Genomic DNA, 15466 nt, shown 5'->3' on the forward strand with positions numbered 1-15466 from the left:
GCTGACAGGCAAGCGCTTCGATGAAGTATTTCAGGCGATTCCCGCTGATTTGGTGGAACGCTGGGCGCAGGACGCTTCGTGAGCCGACGCCCATACACGTTCCGCCATGTGACAGAACGGCTGCGGACGGATCAAGCCAACGTCTGCTTCGACGGAATTTTCCGTTGAGCAAAATGCCATCGGAGGAGATCAGCCAAAAAGCGCTTATTCTTATTAGCTGCACCGCGCTTTTTAAGCAGTTTCCGCGTAGATTCATACTTGTCCTATATCTATCGAATAGGCCTCCATGCTATTAATCACGGCAGACTGCCTTATTGATCGCTATCACCACAATTGGCAGTCAGCCAGGCAGAGGCAAAAGGCACGGGAAGCGCGCCTTTAAATTGGTGAATTCGCCTTTGCAGCCTATTTCTCCCCAACAGGGGCATGGAGATCAAATTGGACCGAGGAATCAAAGACGAAGGCTTCGTTAGCCGCGCGCTGGAAATTGCGGATCACGGCTGCGGGCGCTGGGTCGCCAATCAAAGCTGTTTCAATCATCCGGCCAGGCATCCGCTGGAGCCTATGGTGAAGGCGGCGATTGTGACGGCAGTAGCGATCTATGTAGAGAAATTCCGCTGGCCGGAAGAAGAGCTGGCCAGTGCCTTGGCCATCGTTACCGTAGGGGACGCGCAGGTTTTGATCGATCGGCTCTTTCCGAACATACCCAAGCCGTAATGCCGCGCAATTCTTGTATGTAAGAAAGCCGCCCGCGGGCGGCTTTTTTGATTAAACCACGATCTCCCCGGACATCTGCGGCTTGCGCACCAATAACTCGGCCAGTTTTTTCAATGCAGCCGCGAGGTGAGAGCGCGCTTCGACACCGCCCAGCGAGATACGGATCGCGTTGGGCGGCATGGACCCGGAATAAAACGCTTCAGAGGCGGTGACCCGCAAATCCTCAGCCCGCGCGGCCTGCGTCAGCGCCTGGGACGTCCAGTAACTCGGCAACTGATGCCAGACATGTATGCCGCTGGGCGGCGCCTGGTCCACGCTCGACAGCAACTGCCGTGCAAGCTCCCGCCGCGCGAACGCTTCCGCGCGGATCCCGGCCAGCAGCTGGGCTGCGGAGCCTTCATGAATCCACTGTGTGGCCAGCGCGGTCGACAATGGCGTCGACATCAGCGCAAAGGAGCGCAGCGCGGCCAGCACGCCCGCCCGGCTGCGCGCATCGGGCAAGCGGATGTAGGCGGTCCGCAGTCCCGGACTCAGGCATTTCGATAGCGTGGAGACGTAGTAGACCTGGCCCGGCGCAAAGTGGGCCACAGGCGGCGGTGCATTGCTGCCGAGCAGCCAGTAAGGATCGTCTTCGATGATCCAGGCGCCGCACGTTTGCGCAGCCAGCGCGAGATCGCGGCGGCGATGCCCGGGCATGGTCCGCGCGGTCGGATTCTGGATGGTCGGGTTCAGGTAGATCGCGCGCGCGCCATGCTCGCGGCATGCTTGCTCCAGCGCATCGGGCCGCATTCCTTCGTCATCGGAGGCCACGGTCACTACGCGCCTCCCGAGCTGTTCGGCCGCCGCGCGCAAACCCGGATAGATCAGCGGCTCCGCGATGATCGCCTCGCCGGGCTGCGTGAGCGTGAGGATCAGCGCCGCCAGCGCGGCCTGGGCGCCGGGGCAGGCAATCAGTTGTTGCGGGCTGACCGGTTCCAGCATCGGCTTCAGCCACATGGCACCGGCGGCCCGGTCCGCTTTGCTGCCGCCACCGAGCTGGTAGGTCATCAGCAGGTGCGCATCGGACCGCAACAACACCTGCGACAAGCCGCGCTGCAACATGTCATGGAAGTCCACGCCGGCAGGGGGCGGCGGCACGTTCATGCTCAGGTCGACCATCTGCGCCAGTTCGACCTTCGGCGCGGCGACGAACGTGCCCAGCGCCCCGCGCGCCTCGATCAGGTTGCGCCGCTTGGCCTCGGTGAAGGCCCGCGTCACCGTGGTGAGATCCACCCCGAGCTGCCCGGCCAGGGTGCGTTGCGGCGGCAGGCGGTCCCCCGGGTTCAACTGCCCTTCCCCCACCGCGCGCTCTATGAAGCCAACGATCTGCTGGTAGCGCGCACCCTCGCCGCGCACGAAGGCGGTCGACCAGTCAGGTCCGGCCACTTCGCCTTGTATGGATTCCGTTTGACGCATTTTCCTTGATGTATGGCCTTTGTCTTACATTATCATGCGCCGCAGCATCACACAAATCCATACATTTAACGCTTTGTATGCGTTTCCCGCCGTCCGGGCGGATTTCCCTTTCTCGCAATGGTTTCCAGCGTGCTGTGGCAGGCGGTCTCGACGCGTGCGCCGGTTATGTGATGCATAACCAAGGTATGTCTTATGCGTAACTTATTGGCCGGCGCAAGCCATGCTGTCCGGCGCGATTCCAACAACAGGCACAGGCTGAACAACACAGGCAAGGGCTCGCTGCGCTGCGCGGGGCTGCTCCTGGGTGCCGGAGCCATGTTCCTGCTCAGCGGCTGCCAGCTAGAGCTGCTATCGCCGAAGGGCGACATCGGGCACCAGGAAAAGACCCTGATCCTGGTGTCGCTGTTCCTGATGCTGCTGGTCGTCATTCCCGTCATTTTCCTGACGCTCTATTTCGGCTGGCGCTATCGCGCGTCCAATACCAAAGCAACCTATGCGCCCAAGTGGGCCCACTCCACCAGCATCGAGGTGGTCATCTGGACCATTCCGTGCGTGATCGTGGCCGCCCTGGCGGTTCTTATCTGGCGCACCACCCATTCGCTCGATCCTTACCGGCCGCTGGAGTCGACGGTCAAGCCCGTGCGCGTCGAGGCCGTGGCCCTGAACTGGAAATGGCTGTTCATCTACCCGGATTACGGCATCGCCTCGGTCAACCGCTTGCCGATCCCGGTCCATACGCCGATCAATTTCAAGATCACCGCGGAATCGATGATGAACTCCCTGTTCATCCCACAGCTCGGCAGCCAGGTCTACGCCATGGCCGGCATGGAAACCAAGCTCCACCTGATCGCCGACACGCCCGGCATCTACGCGGGGCTATCCGCGGCCTACAGCGGCCCCGGATTCTCCGACATGCATTTCGACACTGTGGCCACCTCGCGCGAAGAGTTCGACGCCTGGGTCCAGCAAGCCAGGAAATCGCCGCTGGTACTGGACGAGAAGGCCTACCGCACGCTGGAGCTCCCGAGCACCAAAACGCCGGTGACCACCTACGCGAGCGTCGCGCCAGACCTGTTCCAGGGCATCGTCAACAAATACATGCATGGCGATGCGCGTGGCGATGTGCGCGGAGAAGTCTGCACAGCCCAAAGCCCCCCGCTGGCCGCCAACCCATGAAGCCAATGAATCCGCAACCTACGCAACACATGCAACACAACCACGCCGCGGCCACGGAGCACTGATCCATGTTCGGAAAATTAAACATCGATGCGATCCCGTACCATGAACCCATCATCATGGGTACGCTGGTCGCCGTCCTCCTGCTCGGTGCCGCGCTGATCGGCGCCGTTACCTATTTCGGCAAATGGAAGTACCTGTGGACCGAGTGGATCTGCTCGGTCGACCACAAGCGCATCGGCGTGATGTACATCATCATGGCGCTGGTCATGCTGCTGCGCGGCTTCGCCGACGCCATCATGATGCGCGTGCAGCAGGCGATCGCCGTGGGCGATGCGGCCGGCTACCTGCCTCCGCATCACTACGACCAGATCTTCACCGCGCATGGCGTGATCATGATCTTCTTCGTGGCGACGCCGTTCATCCTCGGCCTGATGAATGTCATCGTGCCGCTGCAGATCGGCGCCCGCGACGTGGCCTATCCGTTCGTCAACTCGCTCAGCTTCTGGCTCTCGGCGGTGGGCGCGGTGCTGGTCATGCTGTCGATGTTCGTCGGCGACTTTGCCGCCACCGGCTGGGTCGCCTATCCGCCGTTATCCGGGCTGGGATACAGCCCAACGGTGGGGGTCGACTACTACATATGGTCATTGCAGATATCGGGATTGGGGACAACGCTCACCGGCATCAACTTCATCGTCACCATCCTGCGCATGCGTGCGCCGGGCCTGACCCTGATGAAGATGCCGGTGTTCACCTGGACCGCGCTGATCACCAACATCCTGATCGTTGCCRTTTTCCCCGTCCTGACCGCCACGCTCGCCCTGCTCACCGCCGACCGGTACCTGGGCATGCATTTCTTCACCAATGAGCTTGGCGGCAACGCCATGATGTACGTCAACCTGATCTGGATCTGGGGACACCCCGAGGTCTACATCCTGATCCTGCCGTGCTTCGGGGCCTTCTCCGAGATCATCTCGACCTTCTCCGGCAAACCGCTGTTTGGCTACAAGTCGATGGTGTACGCCACCTCGTCGATCGGCATCCTGTCGTTCTTCGTCTGGCTGCATCACTTCTTCACAATGGGCTCAGGCGCCAACGTCAATGCCTTCTTCGGGATCATGACGTCCATCATCTCGATCCCGACCGGGGTGAAGCTGTTCAACTGGCTGTTCACGATGTACCGCGGCCGCATCCGCTACCACTCATGTTTCTACCTGGCCTTCATGCCGCTCTACGTGCTCGGCTTCAAGGGCATGACCCGCCGCATGAATCACTACACGCACGCGGACTGGCAGCCTTACCTGATCGTCGCGCTATGCGGTGCCGTCATCATCGGCGCCGGCATCGTCGCCCTGCTTGTCCAACTGGCCGTCAGCGTGCGCGACCGCAAGAACAACCGCGATCTCACCGGCGATCCCTGGGATGGCCGCAGCCTGGAGTGGGCCACCGCCTCGCCCGCGCCCTTCTACAACTTTGCCCATGTGCCGCACATCACCTCGCTGGAGCAGCACTGGGACGACAAGGAAGCGGGCCGTGCCTATGTCCGGCCAGGCCACTATGAAGACATCCATATGCCCAGGAATACCAGCGCGGGCGTGATCGTCTCGGCGTTCGGCCTGGTGCTCTGCTTCGCCCTTGTATGGCATATGTGGGCGCTCGCGGGCCTTGGCCTGCTGGGCATCATCGGCACCTTCATCGCACGGACCTACGACCGCGACGTGGACTACTACGTCCCCGCGGCCGAAGTCGAACGCATCGAAAACTCGCGCTATGCGCAGCTACGCAAGGCGGCTTGACCCATGAGCTACACAGTCATTCACAACGCGCACGAACATGTCGGGCACGACGACGGAACGAAGACCACGCTAGGGTTCTGGATCTACCTGATGAGCGACTGCCTGATCTTCGCAGTGCTGTTCGCTACCTTCGGGGTACTCGCCGGCAACACGGCCGGCGGCCCGAGCGGCAGGGACCTGTTCGAGCTGCCGTTCGTGCTCGGGGAAACGATGCTGCTGCTGGTCAGCAGCTTCACCTTCGGCGTGGCCATGCTGAACATGCAGGCCGGGCGGGAGCGTCAGGTCATCCAGTGGCTGGGCGTCACGTTCCTGCTCGGCGCGGCCTTCATCGCCATGGAGCTGTACGAGTTCGCCGAGCTGCTTCATGCCGGCGCGGGGCCGGGCGTCAGCGCGTTCCTGTCTTCCTACTTTTCCCTGGTGGGTACCCACGGCCTGCATGTGACCTGCGGCCTGCTGTGGATCCTGGTCATGATGCACCAGGTCAAATGCTTCGGTCTGGATGGCGTGACCCGGCGYCGGCTGGCCTGCCTCAGCCTGTTCTGGCACTTCCTGGACCTGATCTGGATCTGCGTGTTTACCTTTGTCTACCTGCGAGAGTTTGTATGAAGACCGCCCACCTCCCCACCGGATCCGCGGCTCACGCGGCGCACGGCAGCATGAAAGGCTATGTGATCGGCTTTGCGCTGTCGCTGGTGCTCACCCTGGCGTCGTTCGGCGCGGTGATGGAAGGGCTCGTGCCCAAAGGCATGGGCCTCGCCGCCATCGTGGTGCTCTGCATCGCCCAGCTGGTGGTGCAGCTGGTTTTCTTCCTGCACATCGGCACGTCTGCCGACCAGCGCCAGAACACGGCGATCTTCATCTGCACCGGGGCGCTTATCGCCATCATCGTCGCGGGATCGTTGTGGGTCATGCACAACGCCAACGTCAACATGATGCCGATGGATATGTCGCCGGAACGGGCGCGCCTGCGCGACTAGCGGGTCCGTGGCCGGATCGCTTCTCCCGCGATCCGGCCACGCGCCGCGCGCGTCCCAACGGACAAATGACCCTCTAGATAAACAGACTGCCGGCCGCCGCTTTGCTCAGGGCGGCGGACCAGTTACGGGAATTGTGCAAGCGCGCCGCCCGGTCCCCGAGCATGCTGTCGCCTCCCTCCCAATAGACCCAGCTCCGCCCTCGCCTTATCCGGTCCAGGTAAGCGACTTCAAATCCGGCCGGCAAGCGATAGACCATTGCCTCCAGCACGCTTTCGTCAGCGCCGAACACACCTGCAAGCCTGACCTTCCCGCCAGACAGTCCATTCGCGATCCTCAGGTCCAGATACGGCACGAACAGGCCGGCGCGGCGCAGTGCGTCCGGCATGGCGGAGGTCCAATCCCGGATAGCGTCATGCAACGCGCCAAGCGCAAGCGAGAACGCCCGCTCGTTTCTGGCCATCAGCACACGGCCGCTAAGCACGCCGTCAACCAGTGCATTGCCAGTTCCATGAAATGCCAGATTTGCAAGCGATCCGCCTTCGGCGTGGCGCTGACCGAGAAGCTCCAGGCAAGCCGCGAGGCCAGTTGCTGTCTTCTCGCCAAGGCTCAAGGCCGGGCAACGCGGATCGGATCCGGAAAGCAGAACCAGCACGTCGGCGGCATGGCGTGGTGACGCCAGCACGATGCGGTCATAGGCGAGACCGGCGTCCCGCACGAATAGCTCAAGCGCGGCACAGGCCGGACACCCGTCCAGTGAAAATAGCTGATACGTCATGAGTGAGACAGTTTCTCTGGCGCCGACGATGCGCGCTAAGGACACGCGCGGCGGCCACAGGAATGGGCGCGAGCGCGTGGCCGCGCGAACCGCGCATGGAACGGATTCTTCGAATGTCGCGCAATGTCTTTGTCCCGGTGGGTCCGGGAGTCGCCGGGTCAACCGACGGCATTGGCTTAGAGAGATGTTGCCGCAGCGCAGCAAGGAAAAACAGGAGCAGAAGACCGCTATTTACTGCGGAGCAGACGCAGCGTCTTGCGTGCTATTTTGACGAACGCCGAGCCCTTGCGATCAGCTGTGCCGGAACCGGAATGAACAATGCCTGATGGCGGACAGCCACGAAAGGCGATGGCCATGGGCAGGGAGTGCCCAGCCTTCATCCGATGTCTCGAAGGCCGGGCTCGCCAGTGTCCTGAATCTGAATTTCGTTGGAGAGATAGCTCGGACAGATCAACGCAGGTTGCGCCCGCCGGCGCCGCATGCGACTTGTGCAAAGTCGGAAAAGGCCCGCGCGGCCGCGGTCCGGTATGCGCCCTTGCGCTGGAGCAATGCGGCTCCCCGGGGCGGCAGCGGCGGCTCCACCTTGAGCCTGCAAAGCTCGCTGTTGTCTTCAACGATGGCAGCGGGCAACACCGTCATCAACCGGCCTCGGCGCACTGCCTCGATCACGGCGTTGACAGAGTTCGCCTCAAATGCGATTCGCGGGGGAACACCCTGCCCGCCAAAGTAGCGATCGATATAGCGGCGCGTTGCAAACTCCATGGTGAGCAACGCCATCGGCTCACCCTCCAGTTCCTTCAGTGTCAGCGCCGCTCGCCGTCTGGCAAAGCGGTGCGTCGTGCCCACCACCAGTGCGAGCCGCTCCTGCATCAAGGTCTGCGCTTCGATGTCCGGCAGATGCACGTCCTCGAAGGCGATCCCGACATCCAGGTTGTCGGCGGCCAGCAGTTGCTCGATCTGCTCCTGTGGTATTTCCAGCAAGCGCAGCGTGACGCCGGGATACTTCTCGTTGAATCCCATGACCAGCGGGCCGACCAGATAGGGCGCGAAGGTGGGCGTCATCGCCAGGCGCAAGGTGCCGCGCGTCAGGTCGCGCACATCGTGGATAGCCCGCGACCCAGCTTCCAGGTCCTGCAGCGCTCGGCGCGCATAGAGCAGGTACGCCTGGCCGGCATCCGTGGTCCTGATGCTGCGTCCGGACCGGTCGAAGAGTTGCACGCCCAGGGTTTCCTCAAGCTGCCTGATCTGCTGCGACAACGTCGGCTGGGAAACGTGCAGCAGTTCGGCGGCTCGCGTGAAGTTGCCGCTGTCGGCCACGGCAAGGAAGTAACGGATATGACGCAGCAGCATGGGATTTAACTATTGGTGTTTTCTATGGAAAGCATAATAAACCGGTCTTGGACCCTATAGAAAAATTCGTCCATGATTCTCCCATCGGTTCACCACCCACAACGATGGAGCAAAGCGATGCAAGACCTCATTGACGGATTCCTGAAGTTCCAGCGCGAAGAGTTCCCGAAACGCTCCGAACTCTTCAAGCGCCTGGCCACGAGCCAGAATCCGCGCACGTTGTTCATCGCCTGCTCCGACAGCCGGGTCGTACCCGAACTGCTGACCCAACGCGAGCCTGGCGACCTGTTCGTGATCCGCAACGCCGGCAACGTGGTGCCGTCATACGGCACGCAGCCCGGCGGCGTTTCCGCCAGCGTCGAGTACGCGGTCGCGGGGCTTGGCGTCACGGACGTGGTGATCTGCGGCCACTCGGATTGCGGCGCCATGACCGCGATTGCCACCTGCCAATGCCTGGATCACATGCCGGCCGTCGCCGGCTGGCTGCGTCACTGCGATGCCGCCAAGTCCGTCAACGAGGCGCGCGAGCACGCATCGCCGCGCGCGCGTGTCGACTCGATGGTGCGCGAGAACGTCATCGCGCAACTCGCCAACATCAAGACCCATCCGTCCGTTGCCCTCGCGCTCGAGCAAGGGCGCCTGCAGCTTCACGGCTGGGTGTACGACATCGAAACCGGCTCGATCGCCGCCCTGGACGGCACCACGAACCACTTCGTCGCCCTTGCGGACCATCCGCATGTCTGCGCAACCCCAACCAGGCTCGGCATTGCTGCCTGAGCGTATATTCCCCCCAAGGAGTCTTTCATGCCCCAGTCGCAATACAGCCAGACCAACCGCCAGGCCCTGACCGATGCCATCATCGACGCCAAGACGCGCAAGGACCTTACATTCGAAGATCTCAACGAAGGCTCCGGCCTGACCCTCGCCTATGTGACGGCCGCCCTCCTGGGCCAGCATCCGCTGCCTGAACACGTCGCCAATTCGGTTGCCGACAAGCTCGAACTGGGTGAGGATGCCGCGCGCCTGCTGCAGACCATCCCGCTGCGCGGCAGCATTCCGGGCGGCGTGCCGACCGACCCGACCATCTACCGGTTCTATGAAATCGTGCAGATCTATGGTTCGACGCTCAAGGCCCTGGTGCACGAGAAGTTCGGCGACGGCATCATCAGCGCCATCAACTTCAGGCTGGACATCCAGAAGGTCGAGGACCCGGACGGCGGTCACCGCGCCGTGATCACTCTCGACGGGAAGTATCTGCCCACGAAGCCCTTCTGAGCCTCCATTGGACGGCAGGCGCATGCGAGCGGCTTTCGCCGCCCGCCGCTATCCGCCAACCCGCCAGCTCACCAACCGGGCACTGCACGCGGTCCGGCACGGCCGAGGCTGGACGCGCGCTACGCGGGGATCTCCTCCATGCCGAGGAGTTTCAGCCGCTGCACCTTGCCGGACGGTCCCTTGGGCAGTTCGTCGACAAAGCGGAATGACCTGGGTGTCTTGTAAGCGCCCAGTTCGTTCCGGCAAAACGATCTCAGTTCGTCCTCCGTGCATCGCTCTCCAGGTTTGAACACGATGCACGCCATCAACTCCTGGCCGTAGTGCTCGTCCGGAACGCCCACCACCGCGGCCTCCAGCACAGCCGGATGCTTGAGCAATGCCTCGTCTATCTCGCGAGGCGCAATGTTCTCACCCCCCTTGATGATGAGCTCCTTGATCCGGCCGGTGACGAAGACAAATCCATCCGCGTCCAGGTATCCAAGATCTCCCGTATGAAGCCAGCCATCCGCCGTCAGCGTCGTGGCGGTTTCTTCCGGACTCTTGTAATAGCCCTTCATGACGTTCGGGCCACGCACCAGGATCTCGCCCGCTTCACCCGAAGCGACCACATTTCCCTCCGCATTGACAATCGTGACCTCATTGCCAAAGGCCCGCCCAGGACTGCCGATCTTGCGCTGTGAAGGCTCTAGCGGATTGGTAAAGCATGGCGCGGCGGTTTCCGTGAGCCCCATCGTCTCGATCACGCCGATCCTGAATGCGTCTTCAAAGGCACGATGCTGGCTGGGCGGCAGCGGAGCGGAAGCAGAACGGCAGAAGCGGACCCGGCTGAGATCCAGCCCATCCCGCGCCGGACCCGCACCATTCAACAGGTAGGAAATCATGGTCGGCACTACATTGATCCAGGTGCATCGATGCCGCRCCACCAGCTCCCAGAAGCCGGAGACCCGAAATCGATGCGGCAGAACCAGGCTCCCGCCATGAATTAGCGGCGATGTCGCGGTCACAATCTGGGCATTGATGTGGTAGAGGGGCAAAACCGCCAGCACCCTGTCTTGGGCCGCGAGTTCGTGGGCTGCCGATACGAACTGTCCACCCGACACGATGGACCGGTTTGCCAGCACGACCCCCTTTGGCTTGCCGGTCGTGCCGGACGTGTACATCATCAGTGCGTCATCCTCTTCGCCCACGGGTGGCAGCTCCACCTCCTCGTCCGGCACCGGGATGCATTCCCGCGCATCGACATCGCACAGCACGACCTGGATATCCCGCGTCACATTGGCCAGCGCAGCATTCAGACGCTCCAGCTGGTCGGGCGCGACGAATACGATCCTGGCGTCGCTGTGATTCAGCACGTACTCGAGCTGCGACGGGTGCGCGAGCAGATTCAGCGGCGTCGCGCAAAACCCGCCATACATGACGCCAATGAACAGGCGGCAGGTCTGGTAGCCGTTGTGCATCAGCATCGCCACCGTGTCGCCCTTCCGAATACCCTGGCCGAGAAGAAAGCGTGCCAGCTCGCGAGAGGCACTCCGCAAGCCGGCGAACGTCATGCTCAGGTCAGGTTCCGGTGCAATCAGGTAAATCGCTTCCGGTCGTTCGGCGGCCTGAAAGTCGACATATTCTCGAATGGTGCGCAGCATGTCTATATTCCTCACGTTCAAGCAGTAAAAGACTTATATGGCTTTACGACTGATTCGCAACGGATCGATTAGCCGTGCTTGCGCAGGTACTCACCAAATAATTCTTCCTCGGAGGGAACCTGTTCCTTGAGCTTTCGCACGATATGCGTGATGTTGAGGAAGTTCCTGTAGTTCATATTCTCCGAGAAATTATTGCCACCCCATGTGCCGCATCCCATGGAAAGCGAGAATGGCAAACCGTTCTCGAAACTGCCGCCGGTCGCAAAGCAATGCGCCTGATTGACGATGACCCGGCAGACTGGAAGCGCATTTCCCAGGTGCAGGATATGGTCATCATCCGCTGTATGAATTCCCACCGAATGGCCCGCCCCCAGATAGCCATAGATATCGTTGACTATCGCGCAAGCGTGATCAAAGTCGCGAGCGCGATAGACGGTCAGCACGGGAGAGAGCTTTTCACCCGAATATGGATACTCCGGACCGGCACCAACTTCCTCCACCATCAGGAATTTCGCTTGCGTCACGCCCGGCCGCTCCAGGCCAGCCAGCGCCGCGATCCTGGGCGCGGACTGCGCGGTCACGGCGGAATCCAGCTTTCCCCTCGGCCACATCGTCTCCTGCAACCGGCACTTCTCTTCCGTGTTCAGCAGCGTGCCGCCGGCATCGGTCAGCGCCGCCAGCGCCGCGTCATAGACCGTGTCGAGGATGACCACGCTGTTTTCGGACGAGCAGCTCGTCGCATTGTCGAACGTCTTCGAACTGGCAATCATTTGCGCCGCTTCACCAAGACTTGCAGAGGTATCGATGATCGAGGCAACGTTGCCCGCACCGACTCCGAATGCTGGCGATCCGCTCGCATAAGCGGACCGGATATTGTTCTGCGAGCCTGTCGCGACCACCAGGTCCGCCTGGCGCATCAGCTCCTGGGTTGCCTGCTTGGTAATCGGTCCGGGCAGATACTGGACCAGGTCCAGCGGCACGCCGAGCTTATCCAGCTCCGCGTGAATGTAAGCCACCAGGGCGGCGCAAGTGGAAAGTCCCTTTGGAGAGGGCGCGACGATGACCGCATTGCGCCCCTTCAGCGCATTGATGATCTTGTTGGCGGGTGTCGCCGCCGGATTGGTGGAAGGGGTAATCGCGGCTACCACGCCGACGGGACGGGCAATCTCCACCAGTCCGCGCTCCGGATACTCGGCGATGATGCCGACTGTCTTCGCATGTTTCAGGTCGCGTAGCAGCCCCAACGTCTTTCGGTAGTTCTTCTGGATCTTGTCGGGGACGTTGCCGAGCCCGGTGTCGCGCACCGCCATCTCGGCCAGGATACGATTATGCTCGGGATGCACGATCGCCCATCCCGCCGCGGTGACCACCTCGTCCACTTGTGCCTGCGAATAGCGCTCGTAGCTGCGCTGCGCCGCCCTTGCCTTCCTGATCAGTTTGGAAATCACTTCGCCCTCTGCCGACGCATGGGTGTTCGCGCACGTTTCCATTGACATTCTGTCTCTCCGTTCATTTGTCATTCGTGGTGCTGTCACTGCCAAAACCGGGGCCTTCCCCTGCCAAGGGAAAGGCAAATTTCAATGCGCAGTCCCTAGTCCGGACCCACCCAGCGACAGCGCGTCTTCCTGCTCATCCTCGATCTTGTTTGTCGGATCGATCCGTAACGAACAGATTGCCGCGAGCCCCAAGAATCCGGCCGAAATCAGGAATGGCAGTTCATAGCTTCCCGTTTTCTGGATCAGGAAACCGAACAAAGCGGGCGAGATCATTCCTGCCACGCCGAAGCCTGTGTTCATCATTCCGCCAGCGGTTCCCGCAAACTTTCCGGCAATATCGAGCGGCAGGCTCCACAAGACGGCATTGGTCAGTTCAAGGAAGAAGAAAGATGCTGCGAGCAGCATCACCGCCGTCAGCGGGCTCTGGGTATAGATCGCCGGTACGATAAATACCAGGGAACCGGCCAGCCCGACGAACAGCAATGCACGCCGGGCCAGCTTGAGGTTTCCGGTCTTCTTGTAGATGATGTCTGAGATGACGCCACCGAGGGTGTCGCCAACCACGCCGGCAAGCAGTGGCAGCGCCGTGAACAATGCCAGCTGCTTTACGTCAAATCCACGCGCATCCTTCAGGTAGGAGGGCAGCCACGTCAGGAACACCCAGAGCGACCATCCGTAGCAAAAGTCCACGAACGTCACCAGCCACATGCGCCTGAACATCTGCTTCCATGGCGTTTTTCCTGCTGCTGCCTTCTTCAACTCGCGTGAATTGACGCCGATCTCCTTCAACTCTGCGGGTTGGACCCATTTGTGCTCCAGCGGCGTATTGCGGAACAGCCAGACATAGAGACAGGTCCAGATCAGGCTGACCACACCGAGAATCACGAACGATTCGCGCCAGCCGTAGGCGGCGACAATGACCAGCACAATCGGCGGAGTAACGGCGCCACCCAGGCGCGCGAAGCTATGCGTGATACCCTGGGCGAAGCCGCGTTCCGTGGCCGGCATCCAGTATGTGAAGGAGCGCGTTGCTGCCGGGAATGCGCCACCTTCACCGATGCCAAGCAGGATCCGGAACATGATCAGCGATCCGAGGCCCCAGGAAAAGCCGCAAAGGATCGTCGCAATCGCCCAAATGCTGGTGAGTATGGTCAGCACCAGCCTCGGTCCATACTTGTCGGCGAACCAGCCGCCCAGTATCTGCATGGCGGCGTAGGGATAGGCAAAGGCTGAAAAGACGAGCCCCAGTTGAGTCGGCGTAAGCGCCATCTCATCTTTGAGGAATGGGGCGATAATTGATATATTGACACGGTCAATATAGGCGATGAAATACATCAGACACATCAGCCCCAATATCATGTGCCTGACTTTGAATATTTTTTTCATGTCTCTCTCACCATTTTAATTAATTATATGAATGGTCGAATCTATGCCGACTTTCACGCATTCCAAAGAACCACTGGAATTGAAACCACCAGTCTTGCAACGCCGTTCTTGTCTTTTTTCAGATTCCTTTTTCCTGTTTCCTCCTTTTTCGTGATGTCAATTTTTGCAGCCAGAGCCATGGCGTCCACGACTGCTTTCGACCCAATCTAATCAAACCATCGCGCCAGGATGTCCCGTTTTTCGCGCTATCCTTCGCTGCGTACGCTTCAGAGTGGAAAAATGCAGATTTCGGGACTCCAATCTGTCCCGAAAAACGATAAAGTCGATGCATGTGGGGAAGCGGAAGTACTGCTGTCAGGAGCCAGCATGACAAGATCCAACCAATCGAATGCTGCGGCGGTCCGCGCCTTTCGCGTGCTAGAGACGCTGGCGCAGGCCGGGCGTCCGCTTGCCATGACGGAACTCGTCGAGGCGCTCGGCTTACCTAAACAGACGGTGCACCGCATACTGGTGCAACTGATGGACGCATGGCTGGTCACGCGGGGTGCGGGCGACCGGCTCTATGAGTGCTCACCGCGGGTGCGCGCCCTGGCGGTGAACGTCCTGATGCACGCAGGTCCGGCCGCGGCGCGTCACGCGCTGCTCGAACAACTGGTGACTAAGATCGGCGAGACGTGCAATCTGACGATGCTCTCCGGGAACGACGTGGTGTACATCGACCGGGTCGAAACTGAATGGCCGTTGCGCATGCACTTGCAGCCGGGCTCGCATGTGCCGCTACATTGCTCGGCAAGCGGCAAAGTCCTGCTCAGCTTCCTGCCGAAGGAAAGACGCGACCGCATGGTCGATACATTGCCGCTACACGCGTATTCGGAGCGGACCATCATCGATCGCGAAGCGTTGCGTAAGGAACTTGCGACGACACGCAAGCGCATGCTGGCCATCAACGACCAGGAGCATCTGCAGGGGTTGATCGCGATTGCGGTGCCGGTCATGCTGGATCGCAATCGTGCCTGCGCCGCGATCGCGGTGCAGGCGCCGGTCGGGCGGCTTACGCTCGACGACCTGCTGGCCTTCGTCCCCGATCTGCGCAAGGCCGCCGAAGAGACGGCGGAGACATTCCGGACATGACCAACTGACGCAGCGCCAGGCAAGGGGGGGTCCGCCACGCTGCTGGCGGCGGAAAGGATTTGAACTACACGCGGTCGAGCCATCCGCGATGCGAACGATACCCGGCGTATCCGGCACTATTTCTTGCCTGTGATCACGAATCGGGCACAAGTGTACCGATCRGCGTAAACGAAGCCGCAAAAGCAAAACCCCCCAGTACTTTCGTACTGGGGGGTTTCAAGGGAGAGCCTGGCGATTACCTACTTTCACACGGGTATCCGCACTATCATCGGCGTGGAGTCGTTTCACGGTC

The 15466-nt window shown here is 61.1% G+C and carries 16 protein-coding genes; 8 read left to right on the forward strand and 8 right to left on the reverse strand.

What is annotated here, in order from left to right:
- Positions 1 to 256 (reverse strand): hypothetical protein (locus AC1DKD_RS33465; protein WP_477144216.1); only part of this gene is annotated, 256 nt, incomplete at its 3' end.
- Between the two features lie 170 nt (positions 257 to 426).
- Here AC1DKD_RS33465 and AC1DKD_RS33470 point away from each other — a divergent pair.
- Positions 427 to 717, forward strand: coding sequence for a hypothetical protein (locus AC1DKD_RS33470; protein ID WP_441631830.1), 291 nt, complete (start codon positions 427 to 429; stop codon positions 715 to 717).
- Positions 718 to 768: 51 nt separating this feature from the next.
- Here the strand turns inward: AC1DKD_RS33470 and AC1DKD_RS33475 are convergent, their stop codons facing one another.
- The gene (locus AC1DKD_RS33475) at positions 769 to 2172 is read right to left on the reverse strand and encodes an aminotransferase-like domain-containing protein (RefSeq protein ID WP_441631832.1); all 1404 of its coding nucleotides are present in this window, start codon (positions 2170 to 2172) and stop codon (positions 769 to 771) included.
- Positions 2173 to 2487: 315 nt separating this feature from the next.
- Here AC1DKD_RS33475 and cyoA point away from each other — a divergent pair, with 315 nt between their 5' ends.
- The 4 genes from cyoA to cyoD all read left to right on the forward strand — a co-directional run bounded on the left by cyoA (position 2488) and on the right by cyoD (position 6121).
- The gene (cyoA, locus tag AC1DKD_RS33480; RefSeq protein WP_441631852.1) at positions 2488 to 3348 is read left to right on the forward strand and encodes a ubiquinol oxidase subunit II; all 861 of its coding nucleotides are present in this window, start codon (positions 2488 to 2490) and stop codon (positions 3346 to 3348) included.
- A 68-nt stretch (positions 3349 to 3416) separates the two neighbouring features.
- The gene (locus AC1DKD_RS33485; protein WP_477144217.1) at positions 3417 to 5144 is read left to right on the forward strand and encodes a cbb3-type cytochrome c oxidase subunit I; all 1728 of its coding nucleotides are present in this window, start codon (positions 3417 to 3419) and stop codon (positions 5142 to 5144) included.
- A gap of 3 nt (positions 5145 to 5147) precedes the next feature.
- Positions 5148 to 5750 (forward strand): cytochrome o ubiquinol oxidase subunit III, encoded by a 603-nt coding sequence (gene cyoC, locus AC1DKD_RS33490; RefSeq protein ID WP_045242734.1) that lies wholly within the window; start codon positions 5148 to 5150, stop codon positions 5748 to 5750.
- Complete coding sequence (gene cyoD / locus AC1DKD_RS33495) at positions 5747 to 6121, forward strand: cytochrome o ubiquinol oxidase subunit IV (protein WP_045242733.1); 375 nt, start codon at positions 5747 to 5749, stop codon at positions 6119 to 6121. The genes cyoC and cyoD overlap by 4 nt, the downstream gene beginning before the upstream one ends.
- A 73-nt stretch (positions 6122 to 6194) precedes the next feature.
- Here cyoD and AC1DKD_RS33500 read toward each other — a convergent pair whose 3' ends face one another.
- On the reverse strand, positions 6195 to 6896 hold the full coding sequence (locus AC1DKD_RS33500; protein ID WP_441631837.1) for a hypothetical protein: 702 nt from the start codon (positions 6894 to 6896) through the stop codon (positions 6195 to 6197).
- 450 nt (positions 6897 to 7346) lie between these two features.
- A complete protein-coding gene (gene cynR, locus AC1DKD_RS33505; RefSeq protein ID WP_441631839.1) occupies positions 7347 to 8246 on the reverse strand; it encodes a transcriptional regulator CynR in 900 nt (299 codons plus the stop codon).
- A 117-nt stretch (positions 8247 to 8363) separates the two neighbouring features.
- Between cynR and AC1DKD_RS33510 the strand changes: the two genes are divergently transcribed.
- Both AC1DKD_RS33510 and cynS read left to right on the forward strand, forming a co-directional pair.
- Complete coding sequence (locus AC1DKD_RS33510) at positions 8364 to 9023, forward strand: carbonic anhydrase (RefSeq protein ID WP_441631841.1); 660 nt, start codon at positions 8364 to 8366, stop codon at positions 9021 to 9023.
- 27 nt (positions 9024 to 9050) lie between these two features.
- A complete protein-coding gene (cynS, locus tag AC1DKD_RS33515; protein ID WP_276285879.1) occupies positions 9051 to 9521 on the forward strand; it encodes a cyanase in 471 nt (156 codons plus the stop codon).
- A gap of 119 nt (positions 9522 to 9640) precedes the next feature.
- Here cynS and AC1DKD_RS33520 read toward each other — a convergent pair whose 3' ends face one another.
- From AC1DKD_RS33520 to AC1DKD_RS33535, 4 genes are all read right to left on the reverse strand, one after another.
- Positions 9641 to 11161 carry an AMP-binding protein gene (locus AC1DKD_RS33520; protein ID WP_477144218.1) on the reverse strand — a complete coding sequence of 507 codons (1521 nt, stop codon included), beginning with the start codon at positions 11159 to 11161 and terminating at the stop codon, positions 9641 to 9643.
- 68 nt (positions 11162 to 11229) lie between these two features.
- The gene (sauS, locus tag AC1DKD_RS33525; protein WP_441631844.1) at positions 11230 to 12657 is read right to left on the reverse strand and encodes an acylating sulfoacetaldehyde dehydrogenase; all 1428 of its coding nucleotides are present in this window, start codon (positions 12655 to 12657) and stop codon (positions 11230 to 11232) included.
- Positions 12658 to 12738: 81 nt separating this feature from the next.
- Complete coding sequence (locus tag AC1DKD_RS33530; RefSeq protein ID WP_441631846.1) at positions 12739 to 14043, reverse strand: MFS transporter; 1305 nt, start codon at positions 14041 to 14043, stop codon at positions 12739 to 12741.
- 53 nt (positions 14044 to 14096) lie between these two features.
- Positions 14097 to 14231 carry a hypothetical protein gene (locus tag AC1DKD_RS33535; RefSeq protein WP_441631848.1) on the reverse strand — a complete coding sequence of 45 codons (135 nt, stop codon included), beginning with the start codon at positions 14229 to 14231 and terminating at the stop codon, positions 14097 to 14099.
- Between the two features lie 178 nt (positions 14232 to 14409).
- Here AC1DKD_RS33535 and AC1DKD_RS33540 point away from each other — a divergent pair, with 178 nt between their 5' ends.
- Positions 14410 to 15174 (forward strand): IclR family transcriptional regulator, encoded by a 765-nt coding sequence (locus AC1DKD_RS33540; RefSeq protein WP_045242725.1) that lies wholly within the window; start codon positions 14410 to 14412, stop codon positions 15172 to 15174.
- Positions 15175 to 15466 lie beyond the last annotated feature (292 nt).

It is taken from the genome of Cupriavidus sp. 05T313, from assembly GCF_056396665.1.

Excerpts from the sequence above, each read along its gene's own strand:
- AC1DKD_RS33470 (WP_441631830.1), top strand. The coding sequence starts at position 427 with ATGGAGATCAAATTGGACCGAGGAATCAAAGACGAAGGCTTCGTTAGC.
- AC1DKD_RS33475 (WP_441631832.1), bottom strand. The coding sequence starts at position 2,172 with ATGCGTCAAACGGAATCCATACAAGGCGAAGTGGCCGGACCTGACTGG.
- cyoA (WP_441631852.1), top strand. The coding sequence starts at position 2,488 with ATGTTCCTGCTCAGCGGCTGCCAGCTAGAGCTGCTATCGCCGAAGGGC.
- cyoD (WP_045242733.1), top strand. The coding sequence starts at position 5,747 with ATGAAGACCGCCCACCTCCCCACCGGATCCGCGGCTCACGCGGCGCAC.
- AC1DKD_RS33500 (WP_441631837.1), bottom strand. The coding sequence starts at position 6,896 with ATGACGTATCAGCTATTTTCACTGGACGGGTGTCCGGCCTGTGCCGCG.
- cynR (WP_441631839.1), bottom strand. The coding sequence starts at position 8,246 with ATGCTGCTGCGTCATATCCGTTACTTCCTTGCCGTGGCCGACAGCGGC.
- AC1DKD_RS33510 (WP_441631841.1), top strand. The coding sequence starts at position 8,364 with ATGCAAGACCTCATTGACGGATTCCTGAAGTTCCAGCGCGAAGAGTTC.
- cynS (WP_276285879.1), top strand. The coding sequence starts at position 9,051 with ATGCCCCAGTCGCAATACAGCCAGACCAACCGCCAGGCCCTGACCGAT.
- sauS (WP_441631844.1), bottom strand. The coding sequence starts at position 12,657 with ATGTCAATGGAAACGTGCGCGAACACCCATGCGTCGGCAGAGGGCGAA.
- AC1DKD_RS33530 (WP_441631846.1), bottom strand. The coding sequence starts at position 14,043 with ATGAAAAAAATATTCAAAGTCAGGCACATGATATTGGGGCTGATGTGT.
- AC1DKD_RS33540 (WP_045242725.1), top strand. The coding sequence starts at position 14,410 with ATGACAAGATCCAACCAATCGAATGCTGCGGCGGTCCGCGCCTTTCGC.